Below are 21,708 nucleotides of genomic sequence, written 5' to 3' on the forward strand. Positions count from 1 at the left end.
TGTGGGCCGACCGGTGCGATGCTCGCCGCCGAACTACGGCTGCACGACGTGCGGGTCCTCGTTCTGGAGAGGGAGACCGAGCCGACGTCGGCCGTCCGCATCGTCGGCCTGCACATCCGCAGTCTGGAGCTGATGGCGATGCGCGGGCTGCTGGACCGCATCCTCCCGCACGGGCGGCGGCGTCCGGCCAGCGCCTACTTCGCCGGCATCCCCAAGCCCGCGCCCGAGGGCCTGGACTCCCGGTACGCCTATCTGCTGGGCATCCCACAGCCGGTCATCGAACGTCTGCTCGAAGAGCACGCCATCGACCTGGGCGCGCAGGTCCGGCGCGGTCGGTCGGTCGCCGGCTTCGAGCAGGACGACGAGGGTGTGACCGTCGAACTGGCCGACGGGGAGCAGTTGCGGTCGCGCTACCTCGTCGGCTGCGACGGCGGGCGCAGCACGGTGCGCAAACTGCTCGGCGTCGGCTTTCCCGGGGAGCCCGCCCGGACCGAGAGTCTGATGGGCGAGGTGGAAGTGGGCGTCCCGCAGGAGGAGATCGCCGCCACGGTGGCCGAGGTCCGCGAGACCCATCAGCGATTCTGGCTCCGGCCCGCGGGCGTCGGGGTCTACAGCGTCCTGGTGCCTGCCGTCGGGGTCAGCGACCGCGCCGAACCGCCCACCCTCGACGACCTCAAACAGCAGTTGCGCGCCATCGCCGGGACCGACTTCGGTGTGCACTCCCCGCGCTGGTTGTCCCGCTTCGGCGATGCCACCCGGCTGGCCGGCAGTTATCGGGTCGGGCGGGTGCTGCTGGCCGGCGACGCGGCGCACATCCATCCGCCCATCGGCGGACAGGGCCTCAACCTGGGCGTCCAGGACGCATTCAACCTCGGCTGGAAACTGGCCGCGCGGATCCGCGGCTGGGCGCCGCAGGCACTGCTGGACACCTACCAGGCCGAACGCCGTCCGGTCGCCGAGGCGGTGCTGGACAACACCCGAGCACAGACGGAGCTTCTGTCCACCGAACCGGGCGCACAGGCGGTGCGCAGGCTGCTCACCGAGTTGATGGACTTCGACGAGGTGAACCTCCATCTGCTGGAGAAGATCACCGCCATCGGGATCCGTTACGACTTCGGCGGAGGCCCCGACCTGCTCGGTCGCCGCCTGCCCGACGTGGACACCAAACAGGGCCACCTCTACGGTCTGCTGCACCGCGGCCGCGGTCTGCTGCTGGACCGCACCGAACGCCTCACGGTTGGCGGGTGGTCAGACCGGGTGGACCACCTCGCGGATTCGACCGCGGCATTGGACGTTCCGGGTGTCCTGTTACGCCCCGACGGCCACATCGCCTGGATCGGCGACGACCAGCAGGACCTGGACGACCACCTCTCCCGCTGGTTCGGCGAGCCCGCCCACTGATCTCGGGCCGGCGGCCGACTCCAGACAGGCCAGTGTCTGGCTCCAAGGTTGAGTCGCCACGTCGGTGTTGAGGGGTGTGGCGTCTTCCGGCGGAAAGAAGGGATCAGGGCGTGTCGACCCTCATGACGGGTTCTTGGGGGCGTCGTACTCGTCGTGCAGCCGCCACCACTGGTAAGGCTGGGTCTGCGGCCAGCCTTCCGGCGAGTCCTCCCAGGTCTCCTGTCGGCCGTATGGCGTCAGGTCGAGGAAGGTCCAGTTACTGCCGAGCCGTTCCACGCCCCGGGCCGTGGTGGTGTAGGTGCGGAAGATCTGGTCGTCGGCGCGGAGGAAGACGTTCAGCGCGAATCCGTCACCGGTTCCCATGTCGGCGTTGAAGCTGTTGTTCAGTGACGAGTACCAGGGGAGGTCCCAACCCATGCGCCGCCGCAGCGCCAACAGGTCGTCCAGTGGGCCATGGGACGTCAACGCCAGGGTGACGTCGCGGGCGTTGAGGTGGGCCGGGTGTCCGACGTTGTCGGTGAACAACGAGCAGCCGGAGCAGACAGCGTCGTCCCCGTGCCACATGAAGGTGTACACGATGAGCTGGCGGCGGCCCTGGAACAGGTCGCCGAGACTGGCGGGCCCGGACGGGCCCTCGAACACGTAGTCCCGCTCGACCGGCGTCATCGGTAGCCGGCGACGCGCCGCGGCCACCGCGTCGAGCTGGCGGGTGAGCGCCTTTTCGCGGACGCGCAGGGCGTCTACCGCGTCTTGCCAGTCCACGGTCGGCACGATCGGTGGATGGTTCATGCGGGCCTCCTTTTGGCGTCCACACGCAGGTGGACAGAGTCGGCTTCTTGAGGGGACGGACTGATGTGACGCTAACAGAGTCAGTTCCTTCAAGGAACTATCTTGCGTATCGTGGTGTCATGCAACGAACGCAGTTCGGCGCCATGGCGTGCTCGATCGCCCGGACCCTCGACGTCATCGGTGAGCCGTGGTCTCCGCTGATCTTGCGGGACGTCTATGCCGGCACTCACCGCTTCGAGCAACTTCAGCGGGGCCTCGGCATGTCCCGCAAGGTGCTCGCCGAGCGGCTGAGCTGGCTGGTCGACCAGGGTGTCCTGGCCCGGCGTGAGTATTGCGCCCGGCCGGTCCGGCACGAATACCTGCTCACCGACAAGGGCAGGGAGCTCTGCGATCTGCTGCTTGTCATGGTGCGGTGGGGTGACCGCTGGACGGCGGGAGAGGCCGGTCCGCCGGTGCTCTACCGCCACCACGCCTGCGGCAGGATCAGCCATGTGGAACTACGGTGCTCGGAGTGCGAACAGCCCATGCGGGCCACGGACATCGACCTGTTGTCCGGGCCTGGAGCCCACCGAGGATCTTGACCTCTTGGTGAGCCGCACGGAGCGGCGGTACCGCAGGTTGCGTGAGACGTGCGGCATCCGAGTCTCAGCGTCATGCCGCACCGCATCGATCGTGTGTGGCACCCTTCGGTGCTGACAGACTGATCGCATGACGGGTCTGACCGCCGAGGTCGTTGTCGACGGTCGTCAGCCGCAGACCCCGGCGCTCGCCCCGAGCGGGCGCCTGCTCTGCTACGTCCTCGCTCCCATCAGCCGCAGCGGTGACCACCTCGACAGCGCACTCTGGCTCGTCGACACCGACGGCGCCGTCGCGTCGCGACGGGTGACCGCCGACATCGCAACCGAATCCCGACCACTCTGGTCGGCCGACTCGCAGACGCTGTTCTTCCTGTCCGACCGCGCCGACCGCGGTATCCCGCAGCTGCACGGGCTCACCCTCGCCGACGGCACGATGACCACGTTGACCAGCTGGCGCTCTGGCGTCATCGACCACCTGCCGCTCGCCGACCCCAACCTGGTCGCTCTGCTGGCGGAGGACGAACCCACCGAGCAGGACGCGCGCCGCGCCCGGGACCGCGACGACGCCATCGTCGTCGGGGAGCGCGAACCCCGTGCCCGGTTGCGCCTGCTCGACCGGCGCACCGGCCGGGTCACCACCCCGAGTGTGTTCGGTGACCGGCATGTCGTGGAGCTGCGGCAACGCCCCGACGGCGGCCCACTTGCCGTGCTGACCTGGGCCAGCGCCGACAACGACCACGGCCCGCGCACCGGCCAACTGCACCTGTTCGACCCCACGACCGCGACTGCGGAGAACCTCGGACCGGTCGAGGTCGACGCACGATCTCTGGCCTGGTGGCCGGGCGCGGACGGTTGGCACCTCGGTTACATCGCGCTCACCCCACCGGGCCTACAGGGCGGCACCGCCGTGTTCGACCTGGCCGTGGACAGCCGCGTCCTGCGCAACCGCACCGTTGGTCTCTCGATGTGCCCCACCGAACTCTGCCAGACCGACGCCGCCCCGCTGGTGGTGTGCGCCGACGGCCTGAACACGACCCTGGCCCGGCTCGACCCCACCGACCTCACGACCCTGTCGCAGCACTCTGGACGCCTCGACAACCTCACCACCACCCCTGCCGGCGAGGGCATCGCCGCCCTCGCCGGCACCCGCTACCAACCCCCGAACGTTCACGTCGGACCGCCGAGCGGGCCGCTGCGAAGGATCACCCACACCCGCCCGGAGCTGGACGGCATCGCACTCGGCACGCAACAACCGCTGGCCTACCGCGCGGCCGACGGCCTCGACCTGGACGGCCTGCTCGTGCTGCCGGTGGGCAGGACCGCGTCGGAAGGCCCGTTCCCGCTGGTCACGATCGTGCACGGAGGCCCGTACGATCGCTACGCCGATCGCTGCCAGCTGTTCTGGTTCCCCAGTGCGCAGTGGTTGGCCGCCGCCGGCTACGCCGTGTTGCTGCCCAACCCGCGCGGCGGCCAGGGGCATGGCCACGAGTTCGCCGCCAGCGTCGCCGGCCGGGTCGGGCAGCAGGAGTGGACCGACATCCTGACCGGCATCGACCTGCTCGTCGCCGAGGGCGTCGCCGACCCCGACCGGCTGGGCATCGCCGGTTGGAGCCACGGCGGCTTCATGGCCGCCTGGGCCGTCGGCCAGACTGACCGCTTCCGCGCCGCGCTGGTCGGCGCCGGCGTCGTCGACTGGGGGATGCTGGCGGCGACGGGAGAGTACGGCCAGTTCGAAGCCGCGCTCGGCGGCAGCACCGGCTGGTCCGGCGTCGGTCCGCATCCCCATGACGCGGTCAGTCCGATCTCCTTCGCCAGCCACATCCGCACACCCGTGCTCATCCTGCACGGCGCCGAGGACACCAACGTCCCCCTCGGCCAGGCGGTGTACCTCCACCGGGCGCTGCGCCACTTCGACGTGGAGCACGAGTTCGTGATCTACCCGAGAGAGGGCCACTCGATCCGGGAACGCAACCACCAACTCGACGTCCTGCGCCGGACCCGCGCCTGGTTTGATCGCTGGCTCCGGCCCTGACTCCGCGGCGCGCCACTCAGAGGTCGTGCTGATCTGAGCTACGAGGCCGCGCTCGTTCGACGAAGCGCGGTATCTGCTCGGACGCGCTCATCAACCCCGCCGTGATGCCGCAGGCCCCTCCGATGCCGTCCGCGACGGCATCTTCGACCCGTCCAGAGCCATTAACGGTTTACCGGTAACAGTAATCCAATAAATAGCCACCACAAAAGGAGCGAAGTGGACACGCATCATAATGACAGTTCTTGTGCGTAATGCTTCACGCTGGTGTAGCGATCCGCTTGAAGCATCCGCCAGCGGGTTTCAACCGGTGCGGTTGACCTGCGAGCATCTCGCGATGGAGCGCTTGGATAGTCGAACCGTCTACACCAACGCCTGGATGACCGTCCGGGAGGATCTCGTTCGCCGGCCAGACGGCTCGACTGGCATTTACGGGGTGGTGGAGAAGCCGGACTCCGCGCTGGTCCTGCCCCGCTGGGCGGAGGGCTTCTGGCTGGTCGAGCAGTTCCGCTACCCAGTTGGCCGGCGAGCCTGGGAGTTCCCCCAGGGCAGTTGGGGGCACGGGGTCGGGGGCGACGCCTCCGCGCTGGCTCGTCAGGAGTTGGCCGAGGAGACCGGATTGCGCGCGGAGGCGGTCACTCATCTGGGGCACCTGTACGAGGCGTACGGCTTCTCCACCCAGGGTTGCGACGTCTACCTGGCCACCGGGCTGACCGAGGGTGAGCCGGACCGCGAGGCGACCGAGCAGGACATGGTGCACCGGTCGTTCACCGACGCGCAGATCCGTGCCATGGTGTTGGCCGGCGACATCGTCGATGCGCCGTCGCTGGCTGCGCTGACTCTCTACACAATGTCCCGTTGACGGGTTCGCTCAGCCGCTTGGCCCGGAGGGCTTCAGCTCACCTGCCTCCCGTACGCGGCCCGGGCTGCGGCAACCTCAGCCGCTTGGCGCGCCCGCCACCTTCTCTGGGCCTCGCTGTTGCACGCCCGACACACCTTGCGGTACCGGCCGGTCGTGGGATCGATCTCTCGCTCGTGCCCGTTGCGGCAGCGCGGTTGCTGGGTACGGCCTCGGCAGGTCTCGGCATGGGCAACCTGCCGCAGGTGAGTGGGTTCGATGCAGTCCGGCACTCCACAGAGGTGGTGCACGTCCAACCCGGGGTCGTAACCGCCGACGAAGACGACGTAGGCGGTGAGGTGCGCCCAAGCCCGCCCGGCGACTTTTTGGTGAACGCCCCGCTGGCTCCCGTAACCGCGCACGATCAGGCAACCGTCGTCTCGACGGACCGAGCGGTCGAGGAGGTACGCGCGCAGGGTCTCCTCCGTGAAGTGTCGGGACAAGCCCGTCAGCTGCGACAGCACCTCACCAGGCTAGGTCAGTGCTCTGACGGTCCCCATCCGGATGGGAGTCGCTCCGGCCCGTCTCCAACTGGTCGCGGAAATCCCAGGAGAATCGTTCTGACAGAACCGTTCAACCCGTTCGAGGGCAGCGCTGGCCCCGAGACTGCGACATCCTGGTCACTGTGACCACGCAACGGCTCCGGGTGGCCGCGTACGCGGTGTGTCTACGGGACGAGGACGTGCTGCTGGCCCGTTGGGTTTCGCCCGACGGCGCCCGACGGCACTGGACGTTACCCGGCGGCGGGGTCGAGCACGCCGAGGATCCGTTCGACGCCGTCGTGCGGGAGGTGACTGAGGAGACGGGGTACGAGGCGCAGGTCGAGCGGTTGCTCGGGGTGAACTCCCGCACGAGGACTGTGGAGGGCCACGACGGGGAGGCTGTCGAGCTGCACATGCTGGCCATCTTCTACCGGGCCCGGATCGTCGCCGGTGAGCTTCGATCCGAGACGCACGGCACGACCGACCTGGCGCAGTGGACACCCATGGCACAGGTCGCGGCCCTGGAGCGATCCGTCGTCGTCGACATCGGCCTTGAGCTGCACCGCAGCGCCCCACCCACCGGGCACGGGGAGACAATCCAGACGACCGGGCTCCTGCGGCACTGACCAGATTCAGCGCTCGCGGCCGACGGGCGGTCAGGACGAACAGTCGCACGGAGCAGCCGAGCTGCACCGATCACGACACCCAGGTCGGTAGCCAGACCTCGGCGTCGGGTGCCCGCACTCGCCGAGAGTCCAGGTGGTCACGAAGTGCGGCAAGGGCGGGATGCGGGTTGTCGTCGCGCCAGATCAGAGACATGGGATAGATCGGCGCCGGGTGGCGTACCGGTATGCGCCGCAGGTCGTAGCTGTCCGGCCACAGGTAGCGGGTGCGTTCGCCGGCCAAGGTCGCCAGTTGCGCGGAGTCGGCGATCTCGGCCAACAGCGCCTCGTTGCCGAAGACCGGCCCGACCAGGTCGATGGTGAGGCCGAACGCGGCGGCGAGTTCGTCGTAGTAGTCCGCCCATTCGGTGCCGAGGGCCATGCCGGGCATCCAGATGCGGTGCGCGGCGAGCTGACCGGGCGTGACGACGCGGGCGTTGGCCAGCGCGTGACGTGGCCCGACGAGCAGCTCATGGTGTTCGTCGATCACGCGGGCGGTCCGGATCCCGTCGGGCAGGTGGCGCGCCGGGACGGGGACGGCGTGGAAGGTGGCGTCGACCGCCCCCGCCTCGACGGCGGCCATCGCGGCATGGACATCGGCGTCGAGGGTGACGACGTCCAGCTCGATGCGTGGGTGCGCACGGTGGAAATCCTGCAACAGCACCGCCGGCGCGATGCGCCGACTGTGCACGTCCACGCGCAGGGCGCGCCGACCGGGGCGGACGGAGGCGTCGGCGCGCGCCTCGACGCGCAGCAGTTCCCGGGCGTGGGGCAGGAAGGTCTGGCCGTCGATCGTGAGGTGGGCGCCGCGAGCCGTGCGGTTGAACAGTCGTACCTGAAGATCCTTTTCCAGGACGGCGATGCGCTTGGACACGGCCTGCTGCGTGATCGACAGCGCGGTGGCGGCGTCCTGGAACTGGCCGGCGTCGGCGACGGCGACGAAGGTGCGTACGGCATCGAGATCCACGCCGGGAAGCCTACTTTCACAACAATCGGTTGTGGCTCGCCGCTGTTTCGGTTGTTTGATCTGGCCTCTGCACCCCTGCTTTGATCGCCCCGGTCAACGGCGGGTTGTGGGAAGCAGGGTGTGGGTGTGACGGCGGGACGATCCCTGGGTCGGCAGTTCCGATGGTTGTGGGCGTCGTACGCGGTCAGCGCCTACGGTTCCGGGTTCGGCTTCGGTGCCCTACCGCTGATCGCCGTGCTGGTGGTGGATGCCAGCCCCGCCCAGGTGTCCGCGCTGTCCGCGGTGGGGCCTGCGGTGGGCGCGCTGGTCGCGTTGCCGCTCGGGCCGTTGGTGGAGTTCCGCCGCCAGCGGCCGGTGATGGTCGTGATGGACCTGGCCCGGTTCGTGGTCCTGCTGACGATCCCCGTCGCCTACGCGCTCGGCCGGCTCGGTTTCGCGCAGTTGTTGGTCGTCTCGGCCGTCGTCGCCACCGCCAAGATCGCTTTCGGTGCGGCCAGCGGCGCCTACCTTAAGGCCCTCGTCCGGCCGGATGACCTGCTCGTGGCCAACGCGAGGTTCGAGTCGACGACCTGGAGCGCCATCGCCCTCGGGCCGCCGCTGGGCGGCGCGGCGGTCGGCCTGTTCGGGCCGGTCGCCACCATCGTGGTCGATGCCGTGAGCTACCTGCTCTCCGCGCTGGGGATCACGGCGATCGGCGGCCGGGAGGAACACCCCCGGCGCAGTGGCGGTCACCGGGTGCGGGCCGCTGACGTGCACGACGGTTGGCGGCACCTCCTGACCCACCGTGGCCTGCGGGCGCTCTACCTCAACCAACTGCTCGTCGGCGGGCTGATCATGGCCACGGAACCCCTGCTGGCCGTGCTCCTGCTGGGCGAGCTCGGGTTTCCACCGTGGCAGTACGGGCTCGCCTTCGCCGTGCCCTGCGTGGGCGGGCTCGTCGGCTCACGCCTGGCCCGCCGCGTCGTCGCGAGGTACGGCCAACACCGGATCATCCGCACCGTGGGCACGTTGCGCGCGGTCTGGCTGGTCGGCCTCGCCTTCGTCCAGCCCGGTGTCGTCGGGCTCGCCACGGTGATCGCCGTCGAACTTGCGATCATCATCAGCATGAGCCTGTACAACCCGGTTCTCGCCACCTACCGCCTGGAGCAGACGCCCCGCGAGCGCGTGGTGCGCACTCTGACCGCCTGGTCGATCGGCAGCAGCGCCACCATCGCGGTGTTCAGCGCGCTCGGCGGGCTGTTCGCCGCCGCCACCAGTCCACGCACGGCCATCCTGGTCGCGGGACTGGTGATTCTCGCCAGCCCGTTGCTGCTGCCGCGCCGCCCCAATCCTGGAGCGCCAGCGGCAGCTGACGGCCACGGGCAGACGATGAAGGAGTTCGCCTGATGTTCCGGCCGGCCTATCCGATCCGCACCGCGCGGCTCACCCTGCGTCCGTTCACCATCGACGACCTCGATGACGTGTACGCGTACCAGCGTCGACCCGACGTCGTTCGCTGGATGCTCGGTGCCGGGCCGCGTACCCGTGACCAGTCGCGGGCTTCGGTGCTCGCCATGGCCGGCGAGGACGCGCTGCGCGCGGAGGGCGACTAGCTGGCGTTGGCCGCGGTCGGTGACGCGGGGGTGATCGGGACCGTGGAGTTGGTGTGGCGCAGCCGGCTCGACCGTACGGCGGAGATCGGTTTCGTGTTCAACCCCGACCACGGGGGCCGTGGGTTGGCGACGGAAGCCGCTGCGGCCCTGGTGAACTGGGGTTTCACCGAGTTCGGGCTGCACCGGATCTATGGTCGGTGTCACGGGCGCAACGCCGCCTCCGCCCGTCTGATGGCCCGGCTCGGCATGCGTCGTGAGGCACACCACGTCGCGAGCTACCTGTTCGCGGGGGAGTGGGCTGACCAGCTCGTCTTCGCGATCCTGGCCGACGAATGGCGGTCACGGCCCGTGGCCGGCTAGGAGCAGGCACCGCCGCGCACCGACCTGCGGCAAATTGGATCGCTGCCCTGGCACCACCAGTGCGATCGTTTGGCCGTGCCTCAACCGACCTTACGCACCGACCGACTGTTGATGGTTCCCCTTGCCGACAGGCACCTTGAGCTGGAAATCGAGCTCGACTCCGACCCGGAGGTCCTTCGTTACGTCAGCGGCCGGGCGCGAACCAGCGACGAGGTCGTCGCATCCCACGCGCGGAGAATGGCCCTGGCACGCACGGTGGACGGCCTGGGCTACTGGATGGCGTTCGCATCCGCCGACGGCGCGGGTGGTGCGCCGCCGGCAGCACCGGAGGACGAGGGAGAGTTCGTCGGGCTCATGATGCTCCCACCGGCGCACGGCCCCGACCAACCGGACGACCCCAGCGTCACCGACCTGGGTTACCGCCTCGTTCGTCGGCACTGGCGCAGGGGCCTGGCCAGCGAGGCATCCTCCGCTCTGCTGCGGCACGCCTTCGACACCGTCGGGCAGAGCCGGGTCATCGCGCAGACCATGGCCGCGAACACCAGGTCGCGCGGCGTGCTGGAGGCTGTCGGCATGCGGTACGTGCGTACGTACTTCCCTCCCGTCGACGACCTGCTGCCGCAGGCCGAGTTGGGGGAGGTCGAGTACGAGATGACCCGCGCGATGTGGGAGGCGGGCACGCCGGCGGTAGCACGCTGACGGCACCGCGCCCGCACGTCGCCGTGCCAGTCGATCACCACGGCGACGTGCGGGTGGGTCGGTCGTCTCAGACCTGGCGGCTCAGCCACTCCCGGTAGGTCGTGGGCGCGATCACGGCGTCGTCGGGGGCGATCAGGACGCCGTCGGGGGCGGCGGCGAACATGCCGGCGGTGTCGTCGGTGGTGACGGTGCGTTGGTCACCACGGGCGGCGAGGGTGATGCGCCCCAACTCGTCGAGGGCGAGGACGTCGGGGCCGGCGACGTTGCGGATGCCCTTGAGAGGCGCGCCCATGCTGACGTCGGCGACAGCCTGTGCGACGTCGGCCGCGGCGATGGGCTGCAGGGGAGCACTGGGCAGGCGAACGGTGGTGTCGTCGGCCGTCCAGGACATGATCGCCTCGATGAACTCGAAGAACTGGGTGACGCGGACGATCGAGTACGGAACGGGGCCGGCCCTGAGGATGTCCTCCTGGAGGGCCTTGGCGCGGTAGTAGGCCAGGTCGGGCACCTGGTCGACGCCGACGATGGAGAGCACCACCGCGTGACCGACACCCGCACGCTCGGCGGCAGCCAGGAGATTGTCCATGGTCGTCTGGAAGAAGGCGGGGGAGGCGTCGTCGAAGGTCGGCGAGTTGGTCAGGTTGACGACGACCTCGGCGCCGGTGAGCGCCTCGGGCAGCCCCTGCCCGCTGAGCAGGTCCACCCCGGTGGACAGCGAGAGCGGCACCGCCTCGTGGCCGGCGGTCTGCAAGATCTTGACGACCTGCGACCCGATGAGGCCGGTTCCACCCAGTACGGCGATCTTCATGCCCATGCACCTCTCTCTGATATGTGGTCGTCTGTCCGGCTTCTGGGGTCTGCCAAACTCGGACCTCTTCTGTCCGAGAACAATACTCGGACATTGTGAGTCCGAGTATCCGGGGTTGGCTAGGGTGAGCACATGAAGATGTCCGGCGGGGTCGAGTGGGCGCTGCACTGCTGCGTGGTCCTCACGGCCAGCAGCACGCCCGTCCCGGCGGCCAAGCTGGCTGAGCTGCACGACGTCTCCAGCAGCTACCTCGCCAAGCAGCTCCAGTCCCTCGCCCGCGCCGACCTGATCCACTCCGTCCAGGGCAAGTCGGGCGGTTACGTCCTCACCCGCGCGCCGGAGAGCATCACCCTGCTCGACGTGGTGCGGGCCGTCGACGGCCCGGGGCCCAGCTTCGTCTGCACGGAGATCCGCCAGCGCGGCCCGTTCGCGACGCCAGCCGACTCCTGCACCACGCCGTGCCCGGTCGCTCGGGCCATGTGGGCGGCCGAGGACGCGTGGCGCCAGGCGCTCGCCGCGGTCACGATCGCCGATCTCGCCCGTGACGTCGACACCGACTCCGGCCCCGAGGCCCTGGCCGGCATCCACACCTGGCTCACCGGCGGCCGCGCCGGCTGACCTGGCTGACCTGGCGGCAGCGCCGGCTGACCACGGTCAGCCGGTGTGGCGTACCTCGGTGTCCCAGATCTGCGCCCACGGACGCCGCAGCCCCCGGCACACGTGGATCGGGCCGCCGTTCTCGTCGTTCTCCACCTCGACCCGCTGGTCCACCCGACCGGCGAGCGTGCACGTCTCGAACCAGGCGTTCAGCGGGTCGGGACGTTCCCAGCCGACGGCGATGACCACGTCCGCGGCGGCGGGCGGCCGACCGAAGTCGACCATGCTGTTGTGCCCGGAGTAGGCACGCGGAAGACCACGGGCCGGACCGTAACGGGCCACCGCGCCAGCCTCGCCGTAGTTGCCGGTCAGGATGACCGCCCGCGAGCGCTCCTCGGGTGACAGACCACGGTGGACGGCGGCGACCGAGTCCGCGAACGCCGGCCAGCCGATCGTCTCGCCGGCGTCGTAGTTGACGTCGACCACGAACCCGGGCAGCCGCTCGGCCGGCAGCACCGGCAGCAGCAGGACGATGTTGGGCAGGAGGAACGGCACCACACCCAGCACGAGCAGCCCTCGACGCAGCCGGATCGACCCGCGCGACGCCCACGCGACGGTGACCAGCACACCGGCGGCGGTGAGGACCAGCAGCAGGGGCGCGTCGTAGTAACCCTTGCCGCCGGCGATCAGCACGATGGCGACCACCACCAGCCACGACCAGGCCACCGCCCGGTACGCCCGCCACGCCGGTCGGCGCAGCAGCGCGACGAGGCCGGCGATCCAGATCGGCACGGCGTACGGGCTGATGATGACGAAATGGAGGGTGAGCGCCTCGACCCGACCGCTGTAGGAGCTGTCCCCGTCGGAGATGGAGGCCGCCACGCCAAGCTGCGGGAAGCCGTGCGCCGCCTGCCAGATGAGGTTCGGGGCGGCCAGCAGCACGGCGATCCCGGCGGCGGCGAGCACCCACCGGTCACGCAGCAGCCGACGTGGCCCGGCGATGAGCACCCCGGCGATCAGGCCCACGGCCAGCAACGCCGGCAGAAGCTTGCTGAGCAAGCCCACCCCGAGCGCCAGGCCGATGCCGAGCGCCCAGCGGCTGTCGCCGGTGCGCAGCAACCGCACCGCGCACCACGCGGCGACCAGCCAGACCAGCAGGTCGACGGTGGTGGTGCTGAGCAGGTGACCGCTGGCGAGCACGATGCCGGACAGCGCAGCGAGCACCGCCGCGACGGTCTGCGCGCCACGGCCTCCGCCCAGCTCCCGGGCGATGGCGGCGACCAACAGCACCGCGCCGCCGGCCAGCAGCGCCGACGGCGTCCGCAGCACCACCAGGTTGCCCGGCGCGATCGTGTCGAGCAGTCGAGCGAGCACCGGGACCAGCGGGCCCTGGTCGACGTAGCCCCAGTCGAGGTGTCGACCGGCCAGCAGGAAGTACAGCTCGTCACGGTGATAGCCGTAGCGGCCGGCGAGCAGCAGCAACGTCAGGCTGGTCGCGGCGGCCACCAGCCACGGACCGCGCGTGCGCGCGCCGGGCCCGGGTGGCACCGCCGACGGCGGCGACTGGGTGGGCTGGTGCGGGCGGTCGATGTCGGTCGCGGGCTCGCTCACTGGCTCATGATGACCGGCGGCGACGCCGCGCGGGTGCCCGTACCGACGTTCGGCACAGTCCCGAATGCGGGTGGTCCGGACGGGTGCGAAGATCGGCTTTGTCACTCGGACCGAAAGGACGATATGCGCTATCGCACCCTGGGCTCCACCGGCACGGTGGTCTCGACCCTGTGCCTGGGCACCATGACGTTCGGCGCGGAGACCGACGAGGCCGGCAGCTTCGCCCAACTGGACCGGTTCGTCGAGGCCGGCGGCACCTTCATCGACACCGCCGACGTCTACTCCGCCGGTGTCTCGGAGGACATCGTCGGGCGCTGGCTGCGGGCCCGCCCCGACCTGCGCGACCGGCTGGTGATCGCCACCAAGGGACGGTTCCCGATGGGGCCGGGGGCGAATGACGCCGGCCTGTCCCGGGTGCACCTGACCCGCGCGCTGGACGCCAGCCTGCGGCGGCTCGGGGTCGAGGCCGTCGACCTCTACCAGGCGCACGCCTGGGACCCGATGACCCCACTGCCGGAGACGCTGCGGTTCTTCGACGACGCGGTGAGCGCCGGCAAGATCCGCTATGCGGGGGTCAGCAACTTCACCGGTTGGCAGTTGCAGAAGGCCGCCCTGCTCACCCAGCACCTCAACCTCACCCCGATCGTGAGCCTGCAACCGCAGTACAACCTGCTGGCTCGGGAGATCGAGTTCGAGCTGGTGCCGGTCTGCGAGAACGAGGGCATCGGCATCCTGCCGTGGTCGCCGCTGGGTGGCGGCTGGCTGACCGGCAAGTACCAGCGTGACAGCACGCCCACCGGGGCGACCCGCCTCGGCGAGAACCCCCAGCGCGGCGTCGAGGCGTACGCCGGGCGCAACGCCGAGGAGCGCACCTGGCGGGTGCTCGACGCGGTCCGTCAGGTCGCCGGGGAACGCGGCGCGTCCATGTCGGCGGTGGCGTTGGCCTGGCTGGCGGCGCGACCGGCGGTCACCTCGGTCATTCTCGGCGCGCGTACCACCGAGCAGCTCGACGACAACCTGACCGCCGCCGACCTTGTCCTCGACGCCGAGCAGATGCGCCTGCTGGACGAGGCGAGCGCCCCGCTGGTGGGGGACTACCCGTACGGCGCTGCGGGTGTGCGGCAGCGCGCCCGCGACCTGCCGACCCCGTCATGATTCCCTTCCCCGAGCCCACCGCGCCGGCCGGCAGCCGCACCGAGGTCTTCCTGCGCTACCTGGACTACTTCCGCGAGTCCACGGTGGACAAGGTGTCGGCGTTGGCCGAGCCGGAGCTGCGGCGCAGCCGACTGCCGTCGGGCTGGACCCCACTGGAGCTGCTCAAGCACCTGCGCCACGTCGAGTTGCGCTGGATCGAGTGGGGTTTCCAGGGCCGGGACGTCGCCGAGCCGTGGGGCGACCGCCGCGATGACCGCTGGTACGTCGCCCCGGAGGAGACCCGGGAGGACCTGGTGGCCGCGCTGCGGGGGCAGGGCGCGCACACCAGCGCCGTGGTGACGGCGCACGACCTGGCGGCGATCGGCGCGCCGGGGCCGCGCTGGAACGGCGCGGACCCGGCGTCGCTGGAACGGGTGTTGTTCCACCTGGTCCAGGAGTACGCCCGCCATCTCGGCCACCTCGACGTGGTCGCCGAACTCGCCGGGGGCGCCACCGGCGAGTGAGGCCCGGCTCGATAATGGGCGGATGCCGTTGCTCGTCGCACCCGCCCTGCCCGCCGGGAGCTTCGGCGCCCAGAAACAACCCCACCTACCGGTACGCCCCGGGCTGGCGCTGCGGCCCTGGCGTGACGACGACGCCGGGGTCGTCCGGGTCGCCTTCGACTGTCCGGCGATCCAACGCTGGCACGTCCGCCGTCTCGACAGCGACGACGAGGCGCGGGCGTGGACGGCGCAGTGGGCCGGCCGCTGGCAGGAGGAGACGTCCGCGAGCTGGGCGATCGTCGACGTGGACGACCGGCCGGTCGGTCAGGTGGGGTTGCGGGGCGTGCTGCTGGCCGAGGCGTCGGCGCACCTGTCGTACTGGCTGCTGCCGGCCGCGCGCGGCCGGGGGGTCGCCACCGAGGCGCTGGCGACCCTGACCCGGTGGAGTTTCACCGACGCTGGTCTGCACCGGCTGGCCCTGGAGCACTCGACCGCCAACCTGGCGTCGTGCCGGGTGGCCATGCGGGCCGGTTACCCCGCCGAGGGCGTCGTTCGCGGGTCGGTCCGCCACAGCGACGGCTGGCACGACATGCACCTGCACGCCCGGCTGCGCACCGACGAGCCGATCTGATCCGCGCACGCGGCCTGATCGGGTACCACCGCCGACTCGACGGGCCTTACCATCGCCGGCATGGCAACGCGGCTCGTACAGATCAACATGAAGGCCCACGACGATTCCGCGCTGGGCGGGTTCTGGGCGGCGGCGCTCGGTTGGGAACTCTCCAGTGAGGGCCCGGGCGTGACCAACCTCGAACCCGAGGGCTTCGTCTACCCGGACCCCGTCGCTGTCTGCATCGACCTCGTCGGCTACCCGGACCCCAAGACGGTGAAGAACCGCGTGCACGTCGACCTCGCCACCACCTCGGCGGCTCATCAGGCGGAGGTGGTGGCGCGGCTGAAGGATCTCGGCGCCACACCGGCCGACATCGGGCAGGGCGATGTCCCGTGGACGGTCCTGGCCGACCCGGAGGGCAACGAGTTCTGCGTGCTCGACCCCCGACCGCTCTACCGCGACACCGGACCGATCGCCGCGGTCGTGGTCGACTGCGCGGACCCGCGCGCCATGGCCGACTTCTGGAGCCAGGCCACGGACTGGGTCCTGCACGACGTGACCGACCAGCAGGCGGTGCTGCGTTCCGCCCAGGGCGTCGGCCCGTACCTGGAGTTCGTCCGGACACCCGACGTGAAGACCGGGTGGAACCGCGTCCATCTCGACGTCCGCCCCTACCCCGGTGACGATCCGGTGGCCGAGGCGGCCAGACTGCGGGCGCTGGGCGCCACCGCCGTCGACCTGGGCCCCGACGTCGCGTGGACCGTCCTGGCCGACCCGGAGGGCAACGAGTTCTGCCTCCTCAGCCCAAGCTGACCTAGTCGACGGCCGGCGCGCCACCGGTGTCGGCGCGCCGCATCGCTCGCGGCAGTCGCAGCGCGACGACACCGGTGGCGACCAGGCCGCCGACGCCCGCGATGATCAGAGTCAACGGCGCGGAGGTGAGGTCCAGCAGGAGGCCGCCAGCGAGGTAGGACGCCGCGGCGGCGACCCCGATCGCGCCGTACAGGTTGCCGAAGACCCTGCCCAGCATCCCCGCCGGCACCGTCCGCTGCAGCAGCGTGATCGAGCCGATGTCCATGGCCGCCAACCCCAACCCCCGGACGGCCTGAAGTGCGATCGCGGCGGCGACGGCCCAGGCCAGCCCGGTCAGCAGGTTACCGACACTGCTGACCGCGAAGCCCACGACCAGCAGCAGCGGCATCGACGCCCGTGTGCCCCACCGGGACAACATGGCGTAACCGGCCACGAGCCCGAGGCCGACCGCGCCCAGCAGAAGCCCAGCCCCGGAGTTGCCAACCTGGTAGGTCTCGCGGGCCAGCAGCAGCAGCGCCACGTCGTCGACCCCGTTGAAGGCCACCACCGCGGTGAAGCCGAGGAAGATCACTCGTACCGTCGGAACACTGAACAGGTAGCTCATCCCCGCTCTGGCCTGTCGCAGCAGGGACGGCTGGCGCTCGGGGCCGGCCGCCGCCGGCAGTGAGGGGAGCGTCGCCAGCAGCACGGCCGAGGCCAGGAACGACACCGCGTCGACGAGCAGCAGACCACTCACGCCGACCAGTGGAAACAGCGCCGCGGCGAGGAGCGGGCCGACCGCCTCCGCCGCGTTGGCGCCGAACCCCACGGTCGAGTTGGCGGGCTCCAGATCACGGTCAGCAACCAGTGCGGGCACCGCCGCGCGGGACGCCGGTTGGAAGATCTGCGAGGCGGTGGCGCGAATCGCGACGAGAGCCAACAGCACCGGCAGCGGCGGCAGGGTCAGCACGATGACCAGCAGGACCGCGGCCTGGACGAGCTCGCAGCCGACCATCAGCCGCCGGAGGTTGAGCCGATCAGCGAGGGCGCCGGTGAAGGGCCCCAACAGAGATGGCGCGAAATCTCCCACAAGCAACAGCAGGGAGATCGCCAGCGCCGGGCCCGTCGTCTCCGCGACGTGGAACATGAGCGCGACAAGGCCGAGTGAGTCACCCGCGTACGAGACAAGCCGTGCTGAGAACAGAGTTCGGAAGGGCCGGTTGTGGCGAAGCAGGTGGGTGGGACGCGAGGGTTCGGCGCCTGCCGTGGCGGTCACTGCGCCTGGCATGTCGCTTCTCCTCCACGCAATGCCCTGCCCCGACCAGCCCTTGGCTGAAGACAACCACTGAATCGGCGCTGACGCGCGGCATTTATCCCGCACGATGGCCCGCGCCGCCCGCTGATCGACCACCCGGGACGAAGGAGCGTGGCGGTGGGATCAGCGGGCGACGGTGGCGGGTGCAGCCGGTTGCGGTTGCGGGGTCGCTGGCCAGGTGAGTCGGCGTACGCCGGGGACGAGGGCGGTGCCCGCGCAGGAGGCGAGGACCAGCAGGCCGGCGACGGCCAGGGGCACGGGCGCGCCGAACGCGTCGGCGGCCAGCGGCGCCAGCGCGTATCCCAGCGGCATGGCGCCGAGTGACACCAACCAGTCGTACGAGGTGACTCGGGCCAGCACCTCCGGCGGGAAGTGGTGCTGCACGACGGTCTCCCAGACCGGGTTGAGGTAGCCGAGGGCGGTCAGCGCCACGGCGTAGGTGACGATCACCGCCGGGGCGGGCGCGGCGACGGCGAGCAGGAACAGCGGCGCGGCGTAGCAGGCCAGCCCGAGGTTGGCCAGCAGCACCGGTCGGCGTAGCCGGACCCGCCCGGCCAGCAGCGATCCGACGAGCATCCCGATCGCGCCGGCCTGCAACAGCAGCACCCAGGTAGTCTCACCGCCGAGACGGTCGATGGCGACGGCCGGCCCGAGGGTCATCAGCACGGCGGCGGCACCGTTCCACACGCCGTGGCCGAGCAGGCTGGTCCAGAACCAGTCGCGGGCGCGCACCTCACCGAAGCCGTGCCGCAGGTCGGCGAGCACGGAACGGCGGGGCACCGGCACGTGGCGGACCCGCAGCAGCGCCAGCAGGAGGGCGCTGAGCGCGAACGACGCGCTGTCGAGGATGAACGCCCAGCCGGGGCCGGCAGCCCAGATCAGCGCACCGGCCAGTGCGGGCCCGGCGAGGCGGCTGGTGTTGGCGGTCATCCCCATCAGGGCGTTGGCCCGCTGCCGGTCGGCCGGCTCGACGGTGCCGGCGACCAGGGGAGACGCGGTCGGAATGGCGAACGCCGACGCGGTGCCCCCGAGTGCGGACGCCACGACCACGACGGTCAATGACGGGTCGCCGCCGAGCAGCTGCACGCCCACGGCGAACTGGGTCGCGCAGCGCACCAGGTCGGCCAGCATGGCGACCCGTCGGGCGTCGAACCGGTCGGCCACGACACCACCCAGTGGCAGCAGGAGCAGTCGGGGGACCATCGCCGCGGCGAGGACCACGGCCAGCGCGCCGGTGGAGCCGGTGGCCCGCAGCACGGCCAGGGCCAGAGCGGCGGGCACCACCGCCTCGCCGAGAGCCGAGACGGTACGGCCCAGGAACAGCAGCCGGAAGGCGGGGATGCGCAGGGGGTGAACCATGACCTCAATTTACTTCGGCATCGAACTTTTCGGCAACGAATATTTCGACGCTGAGGTAAGCTGGTGCGGTGACCACCACTCCGGATGACGTCGACCGGCACATCGAGCGTTGGCTTCCCGTGGTGCCCGGTCTCGACGCGGACGTCGAGGGCGCGGTGACCAGGATGGTCAAGCTGATCCGGCACCTGCGGACGGTCAAGGAGCGGGTTCTGGCCGATTTCGACCTGCCCCCTCACGAGTACGACACTCTGCACGCCCTGGCCGGCCGACGCGGGCGGGCCGCCCCCTCGGATCTCGCCGTGGATCTCGCGGTGGCCCCCGCCTCGATCACGGCCCGGGTCGACACCCTGCTCCGGCGGGGTTTCGTGCGCCGGATTCCGTCGACAGTCGACCGTCGACGGGTGGACGTGGAGCTGACCGACGCGGGTCAGGCCGCCTGGCGGGGGGCGATGGAGATTCAGGGCGCCGAGGAACACCGACTGCTCGGCGCGCTCACGGCGACCGAGCGGCGGCAACTCGCCGACCTGTTGCGCCGCGTGATGCTCGTCGCCGAGCAGCCGAAGGGCGACTGAGCGGCCCGTGGAGCCGAAGGCCGACTGAGTGGCCCGTGGAGCCGAAGGCCGACTGAGTGGCCCCGTCGAGCCGAAGGCCGACAGGAGAAATGGCGTGGCGTCCCGCGTACGGCTGATGCGAGGGTGGCCGACGTGACTGCGCATGCTCTGGCCGGAACCCTGGCCGACGACGGACGGCGACGGATCTTCGCGGCGATCGTGCTGGGCGCCACCAGCGCGACGGAGGTCGCCGAACGCACCGGCCTGCCGGCGCGGGTGGTGCTCACCGGGGTCCGCCGGCTCACCGACGCGGGTCTCATCACCGGCGCGGACGGCGCGCTCGCTGTCGACGAGGCGTCGCTGCGGGCGGCCGCCCGCGACAGTCGCCCGGCCGACGACGCCGAGCCCGGAGCCGACCCGGTGTTGCGGACCTTCCTGCGCGCGGGCGTCCTGGTGGGTCTGCCGGCGCAGCCGAGCCGACGGCGGGTCCTGCTGGCGCACATCGCCGAGCGGTCGTTCGAACCGGGCACCCGCTATCCGGAGCGCGCCGTCGACGACGCGCTCAAGCCGTGGTGCTCCGCGGGCGGGTCGGATCACGTGACGCTGCGTCGGTACCTGATCGACGAGCGGTTGCTCACCCGCGAGCACGGCATCTACCAGCGGCTCTGATCGTCCGCTTGGCGAACCGTCTCGTTGCGGAGCATCTTGCTAGCCTCGGCGCATGACCTCCTGCACGCCCACGGACGGCCCCCCCGACCTGTTGTTCCTGCTCTCCTGGGCGAGTCACGCGCTGCAGACCGAACACGCCGCCGGGCTGGCCGAGCTGGGTATCTCGCCACGGGCGCACTACGTGCTGGCACAGGCCCGCACCGGAGACCTGACCCAGCGGCAGATCGGCGAGCGGTGCGGCGTGGACAAGACCACGATGGTCGTCACGCTCGACCAACTGGAACGGGCCGGGCTGGCCGAGCGCCGCCCGGTGCCGACGGATCGACGCGCCCGGCTGGTCGCGGTGACGCCGGCGGGGGAACAGGTCCTGCGCCAGGCGCAACAGGTGGTCCAGCGCATCCAGGACGACCTGCTGGCGACCCTGCCCGAGCAGGATCGGGAGGTGTTCCTGCGCGCCCTGCTGGCACTGGTGAGCGGCCCGCTGGCCGCCACCTCCCCGTACGCGCCCGGTAGCCGCTCGGGCTGTTAGTTCTGAAGAAGATAGTTCAGAACAAGACTATCTGTTACGGTCGTACTCGTTCGTTTCCCCTGAACGAGGAGCCGTCATGAGTGCTGCCGCCGTCACGACCCCCGCCACCTCGACCCTGCGCCGCCGCGCCCTCGGTGTCGTCGCCGCCGTCGTGGCCTGCCTGGCCATCTGGTCGATCGGCGCGCTGGCCGGGGTCGACTACACCGTCGAGAGTCCGGGTCAGCCCGCCACGGTGATCGGGGCGGGCGCGATCTTCGTGGTCGCCCTGGGTGCCGCACTGCTCGGCTGGGCGGCGCTGGCCCTGCTGGAACGGTTCGCCCCACGGGTCGCCCGCCCGGTCTGGATCTCGCTGGCCGTCGTGGTGACCCTGCTGTCCCTCGTTCCCCTGGTCGGTGTCGAGGCCACCGGTGGCGCCAAGCTGACCCTCGGCGCGACACACGTGGCCGTGGCGGTCGCGCTGATCGCCCTGCTGCCCCGCCCTCGCCGGTAAACCGTCGCGGACACCACCGCCCACCTCGTGTCGCGTCGACCACGAGGTGGGCGAAACCCCCGTGAGCCGGCGCGTCGACGCTGCTAATCTCGCCGTCATGGCACGAGGTATCTGGTCGCAGAAGGTCCGCTCCGCCCGCTGACGGCGGCGCCCTTCCTTTCTGCTGAATTCGCGCTCGCCGTCCCGGTTCCCGCCGGGCGGCCGTCAGCCGCTGCCCGGCTCCATCGCGAGCTGCGGAGCACCGTTGAACCTCACCCCGAATCCCGAAACCCTGTCAGCG

23 protein-coding genes and 1 pseudogene are annotated in these 21,708 nt (G+C 70.8%); 17 read left to right on the forward strand and 7 right to left on the reverse strand.

Annotated features, from left to right (window positions below; genetic code table 11):
- Positions 1-18: 18 nt before the first annotated feature.
- Positions 19-1,401 carry an FAD-dependent monooxygenase gene (locus LADH09A_RS21105; RefSeq protein ID WP_238647310.1) on the forward strand — a complete coding sequence of 461 codons (1,383 nt, stop codon included), beginning with the start codon at positions 19-21 and terminating at the stop codon, positions 1,399-1,401.
- Between the two features lie 120 nt (positions 1,402-1,521).
- Here the strand turns inward: LADH09A_RS21105 and LADH09A_RS21110 are convergent, their stop codons facing one another.
- Entirely contained in the window at positions 1,522-2,190 is a 669-nt protein-coding gene (locus LADH09A_RS21110) for a DUF899 domain-containing protein (RefSeq protein ID WP_238647205.1), read from the reverse strand.
- Positions 2,191-2,309: 119 nt separating this feature from the next.
- Between LADH09A_RS21110 and LADH09A_RS21115 the strand changes: the two genes are divergently transcribed.
- The 3 genes from LADH09A_RS21115 to LADH09A_RS21125 all read left to right on the forward strand — a co-directional run bounded on the left by LADH09A_RS21115 (position 2,310) and on the right by LADH09A_RS21125 (position 5,659).
- Entirely contained in the window at positions 2,310-2,771 is a 462-nt protein-coding gene (locus LADH09A_RS21115; RefSeq protein WP_238647206.1) for a winged helix-turn-helix transcriptional regulator, read from the forward strand.
- 127 nt (positions 2,772-2,898) lie between these two features.
- Positions 2,899-4,800 carry a S9 family peptidase gene (locus tag LADH09A_RS21120; protein ID WP_238647207.1) on the forward strand — a complete coding sequence of 634 codons (1,902 nt, stop codon included), beginning with the start codon at positions 2,899-2,901 and terminating at the stop codon, positions 4,798-4,800.
- Between the two features lie 334 nt (positions 4,801-5,134).
- Positions 5,135-5,659 (forward strand): NUDIX domain-containing protein, encoded by a 525-nt coding sequence (locus LADH09A_RS21125; protein ID WP_238647208.1) that lies wholly within the window; start codon positions 5,135-5,137, stop codon positions 5,657-5,659.
- Positions 5,660-5,691: 32 nt separating this feature from the next.
- On the opposite strand, the gene LADH09A_RS21130 is transcribed toward LADH09A_RS21125, so the two are convergent.
- Complete coding sequence (locus LADH09A_RS21130) at positions 5,692-6,159, reverse strand: HNH endonuclease (protein WP_238647209.1); 468 nt, start codon at positions 6,157-6,159, stop codon at positions 5,692-5,694.
- A gap of 161 nt (positions 6,160-6,320) precedes the next feature.
- Between LADH09A_RS21130 and LADH09A_RS21135 the strand changes: the two genes are divergently transcribed.
- The gene (locus LADH09A_RS21135) at positions 6,321-6,803 is read left to right on the forward strand and encodes an NUDIX hydrolase (RefSeq protein WP_238647210.1); all 483 of its coding nucleotides are present in this window, start codon (positions 6,321-6,323) and stop codon (positions 6,801-6,803) included.
- Positions 6,804-6,873: 70 nt separating this feature from the next.
- Here LADH09A_RS21135 and LADH09A_RS21140 read toward each other — a convergent pair whose 3' ends face one another.
- Positions 6,874-7,806 carry a LysR family transcriptional regulator gene (locus LADH09A_RS21140; RefSeq protein WP_238647211.1) on the reverse strand — a complete coding sequence of 311 codons (933 nt, stop codon included), beginning with the start codon at positions 7,804-7,806 and terminating at the stop codon, positions 6,874-6,876.
- Between the two features lie 126 nt (positions 7,807-7,932).
- On the opposite strand from LADH09A_RS21140, the gene LADH09A_RS21145 reads away from it, so the two are divergent.
- From LADH09A_RS21145 to LADH09A_RS21155, 3 genes and pseudogenes are all read left to right on the forward strand, one after another.
- Entirely contained in the window at positions 7,933-9,192 is a 1,260-nt protein-coding gene (locus tag LADH09A_RS21145; RefSeq protein WP_238647212.1) for an MFS transporter, read from the forward strand.
- Positions 9,192-9,758: pseudogene (locus tag LADH09A_RS21150) on the forward strand (GNAT family N-acetyltransferase). The gene LADH09A_RS21145 and the pseudogene LADH09A_RS21150 overlap by 1 nt, the downstream one beginning before the upstream one ends.
- A gap of 75 nt (positions 9,759-9,833) precedes the next feature.
- Positions 9,834-10,457: a GNAT family N-acetyltransferase gene (locus LADH09A_RS21155; RefSeq protein ID WP_238647213.1), complete on the forward strand. Its 624-nt coding sequence runs from the start codon at positions 9,834-9,836 to the stop codon at positions 10,455-10,457.
- A 67-nt stretch (positions 10,458-10,524) separates the two neighbouring features.
- Here the strand turns inward: LADH09A_RS21155 and LADH09A_RS21160 are convergent, their stop codons facing one another.
- On the reverse strand, positions 10,525-11,265 hold the full coding sequence (locus tag LADH09A_RS21160) for an SDR family oxidoreductase (protein ID WP_238647214.1): 741 nt from the start codon (positions 11,263-11,265) through the stop codon (positions 10,525-10,527).
- A gap of 132 nt (positions 11,266-11,397) precedes the next feature.
- On the opposite strand from LADH09A_RS21160, the gene LADH09A_RS21165 reads away from it, so the two are divergent.
- Complete coding sequence (locus LADH09A_RS21165; RefSeq protein WP_238647215.1) at positions 11,398-11,883, forward strand: RrF2 family transcriptional regulator; 486 nt, start codon at positions 11,398-11,400, stop codon at positions 11,881-11,883.
- A gap of 36 nt (positions 11,884-11,919) precedes the next feature.
- Here the strand turns inward: LADH09A_RS21165 and LADH09A_RS21170 are convergent, their stop codons facing one another.
- A complete protein-coding gene (locus LADH09A_RS21170; protein ID WP_238647216.1) occupies positions 11,920-13,473 on the reverse strand; it encodes an ArnT family glycosyltransferase in 1,554 nt (517 codons plus the stop codon).
- Between the two features lie 123 nt (positions 13,474-13,596).
- Here LADH09A_RS21170 and LADH09A_RS21175 point away from each other — a divergent pair, with 123 nt between their 5' ends.
- Genes LADH09A_RS21175 through LADH09A_RS21190 form a run of 4 tightly spaced genes read left to right on the forward strand, consistent with a single transcriptional unit; the run spans position 13,597 to position 16,536 of the window.
- Entirely contained in the window at positions 13,597-14,628 is a 1,032-nt protein-coding gene (locus LADH09A_RS21175) for an aldo/keto reductase (protein WP_238647217.1), read from the forward strand.
- Complete coding sequence (locus LADH09A_RS21180) at positions 14,625-15,131, forward strand: mycothiol transferase (RefSeq protein WP_238647218.1); 507 nt, start codon at positions 14,625-14,627, stop codon at positions 15,129-15,131. Before LADH09A_RS21175 ends, LADH09A_RS21180 begins: the two co-directional genes overlap by 4 nt.
- A gap of 22 nt (positions 15,132-15,153) precedes the next feature.
- Positions 15,154-15,741, forward strand: coding sequence for a GNAT family N-acetyltransferase (locus LADH09A_RS21185; protein ID WP_238647219.1), 588 nt, complete (start codon positions 15,154-15,156; stop codon positions 15,739-15,741).
- A 60-nt stretch (positions 15,742-15,801) separates the two neighbouring features.
- Positions 15,802-16,536 carry a VOC family protein gene (locus tag LADH09A_RS21190; protein WP_238647220.1) on the forward strand — a complete coding sequence of 245 codons (735 nt, stop codon included), beginning with the start codon at positions 15,802-15,804 and terminating at the stop codon, positions 16,534-16,536.
- Between the two features lies 1 nt (position 16,537).
- Here the strand turns inward: LADH09A_RS21190 and LADH09A_RS21195 are convergent, their stop codons facing one another.
- Together LADH09A_RS21195 and LADH09A_RS21200 are read right to left on the reverse strand one after the other, a co-directional pair.
- Positions 16,538-17,803, reverse strand: a complete 1,266-nt coding sequence (locus LADH09A_RS21195) for an MFS transporter (RefSeq protein ID WP_238647221.1) — start codon at positions 17,801-17,803, stop codon at positions 16,538-16,540.
- Between the two features lie 150 nt (positions 17,804-17,953).
- Positions 17,954-19,189, reverse strand: a complete 1,236-nt coding sequence (locus tag LADH09A_RS21200; RefSeq protein WP_238647222.1) for an MFS transporter — start codon at positions 19,187-19,189, stop codon at positions 17,954-17,956.
- 68 nt (positions 19,190-19,257) lie between these two features.
- On the opposite strand from LADH09A_RS21200, the gene LADH09A_RS21205 reads away from it, so the two are divergent.
- The 4 genes from LADH09A_RS21205 to LADH09A_RS21220 all read left to right on the forward strand — a co-directional run bounded on the left by LADH09A_RS21205 (position 19,258) and on the right by LADH09A_RS21220 (position 21,428).
- Positions 19,258-19,761, forward strand: coding sequence for a MarR family winged helix-turn-helix transcriptional regulator (locus tag LADH09A_RS21205; protein WP_238647223.1), 504 nt, complete (start codon positions 19,258-19,260; stop codon positions 19,759-19,761).
- Between the two features lie 132 nt (positions 19,762-19,893).
- Positions 19,894-20,409: a DUF2087 domain-containing protein gene (locus LADH09A_RS21210; RefSeq protein ID WP_238647224.1), complete on the forward strand. Its 516-nt coding sequence runs from the start codon at positions 19,894-19,896 to the stop codon at positions 20,407-20,409.
- Positions 20,410-20,461: 52 nt separating this feature from the next.
- Positions 20,462-20,938, forward strand: a complete 477-nt coding sequence (locus LADH09A_RS21215) for a MarR family winged helix-turn-helix transcriptional regulator (RefSeq protein ID WP_238647225.1) — start codon at positions 20,462-20,464, stop codon at positions 20,936-20,938.
- A 76-nt stretch (positions 20,939-21,014) separates the two neighbouring features.
- A complete protein-coding gene (locus LADH09A_RS21220; RefSeq protein WP_238647226.1) occupies positions 21,015-21,428 on the forward strand; it encodes a DUF6069 family protein in 414 nt (137 codons plus the stop codon).
- Positions 21,429-21,708 lie beyond the last annotated feature (280 nt).

The sequence above is a fragment of the Micromonospora cabrerizensis genome, assembly GCF_022230955.1.
In the GTDB taxonomy this organism is placed as follows: domain Bacteria; phylum Actinomycetota; class Actinomycetes; order Mycobacteriales; family Micromonosporaceae; genus Micromonospora; species Micromonospora cabrerizensis.

Coding starts and splice junctions, on each gene's coding strand:
- LADH09A_RS21110 (WP_238647205.1), bottom strand. CDS start 2,190: ATGAACCATCCACCGATCGTGCCGACCGTGGACTGGCAAGACGCGGTA.
- LADH09A_RS21115 (WP_238647206.1), top strand. CDS start 2,310: ATGCAACGAACGCAGTTCGGCGCCATGGCGTGCTCGATCGCCCGGACC.
- LADH09A_RS21125 (WP_238647208.1), top strand. CDS start 5,135: ATGGAGCGCTTGGATAGTCGAACCGTCTACACCAACGCCTGGATGACC.
- LADH09A_RS21195 (WP_238647221.1), bottom strand. CDS start 17,803: ATGCCAGGCGCAGTGACCGCCACGGCAGGCGCCGAACCCTCGCGTCCC.
- LADH09A_RS21165 (WP_238647215.1), top strand. CDS start 11,398: ATGAAGATGTCCGGCGGGGTCGAGTGGGCGCTGCACTGCTGCGTGGTC.
- LADH09A_RS21180 (WP_238647218.1), top strand. CDS start 14,625: ATGATTCCCTTCCCCGAGCCCACCGCGCCGGCCGGCAGCCGCACCGAG.
- LADH09A_RS21175 (WP_238647217.1), top strand. CDS start 13,597: ATGCGCTATCGCACCCTGGGCTCCACCGGCACGGTGGTCTCGACCCTG.
- LADH09A_RS21190 (WP_238647220.1), top strand. CDS start 15,802: ATGGCAACGCGGCTCGTACAGATCAACATGAAGGCCCACGACGATTCC.
- LADH09A_RS21120 (WP_238647207.1), top strand. CDS start 2,899: ATGACGGGTCTGACCGCCGAGGTCGTTGTCGACGGTCGTCAGCCGCAG.
- LADH09A_RS21215 (WP_238647225.1), top strand. CDS start 20,462: ATGACCTCCTGCACGCCCACGGACGGCCCCCCCGACCTGTTGTTCCTG.
- LADH09A_RS21220 (WP_238647226.1), top strand. CDS start 21,015: ATGAGTGCTGCCGCCGTCACGACCCCCGCCACCTCGACCCTGCGCCGC.
- LADH09A_RS21185 (WP_238647219.1), top strand. CDS start 15,154: ATGCCGTTGCTCGTCGCACCCGCCCTGCCCGCCGGGAGCTTCGGCGCC.
- LADH09A_RS21200 (WP_238647222.1), bottom strand. CDS start 19,189: ATGGTTCACCCCCTGCGCATCCCCGCCTTCCGGCTGCTGTTCCTGGGC.
- LADH09A_RS21105 (WP_238647310.1), top strand. CDS start 19: ATGCTCGCCGCCGAACTACGGCTGCACGACGTGCGGGTCCTCGTTCTG.
- LADH09A_RS21160 (WP_238647214.1), bottom strand. CDS start 11,265: ATGAAGATCGCCGTACTGGGTGGAACCGGCCTCATCGGGTCGCAGGTC.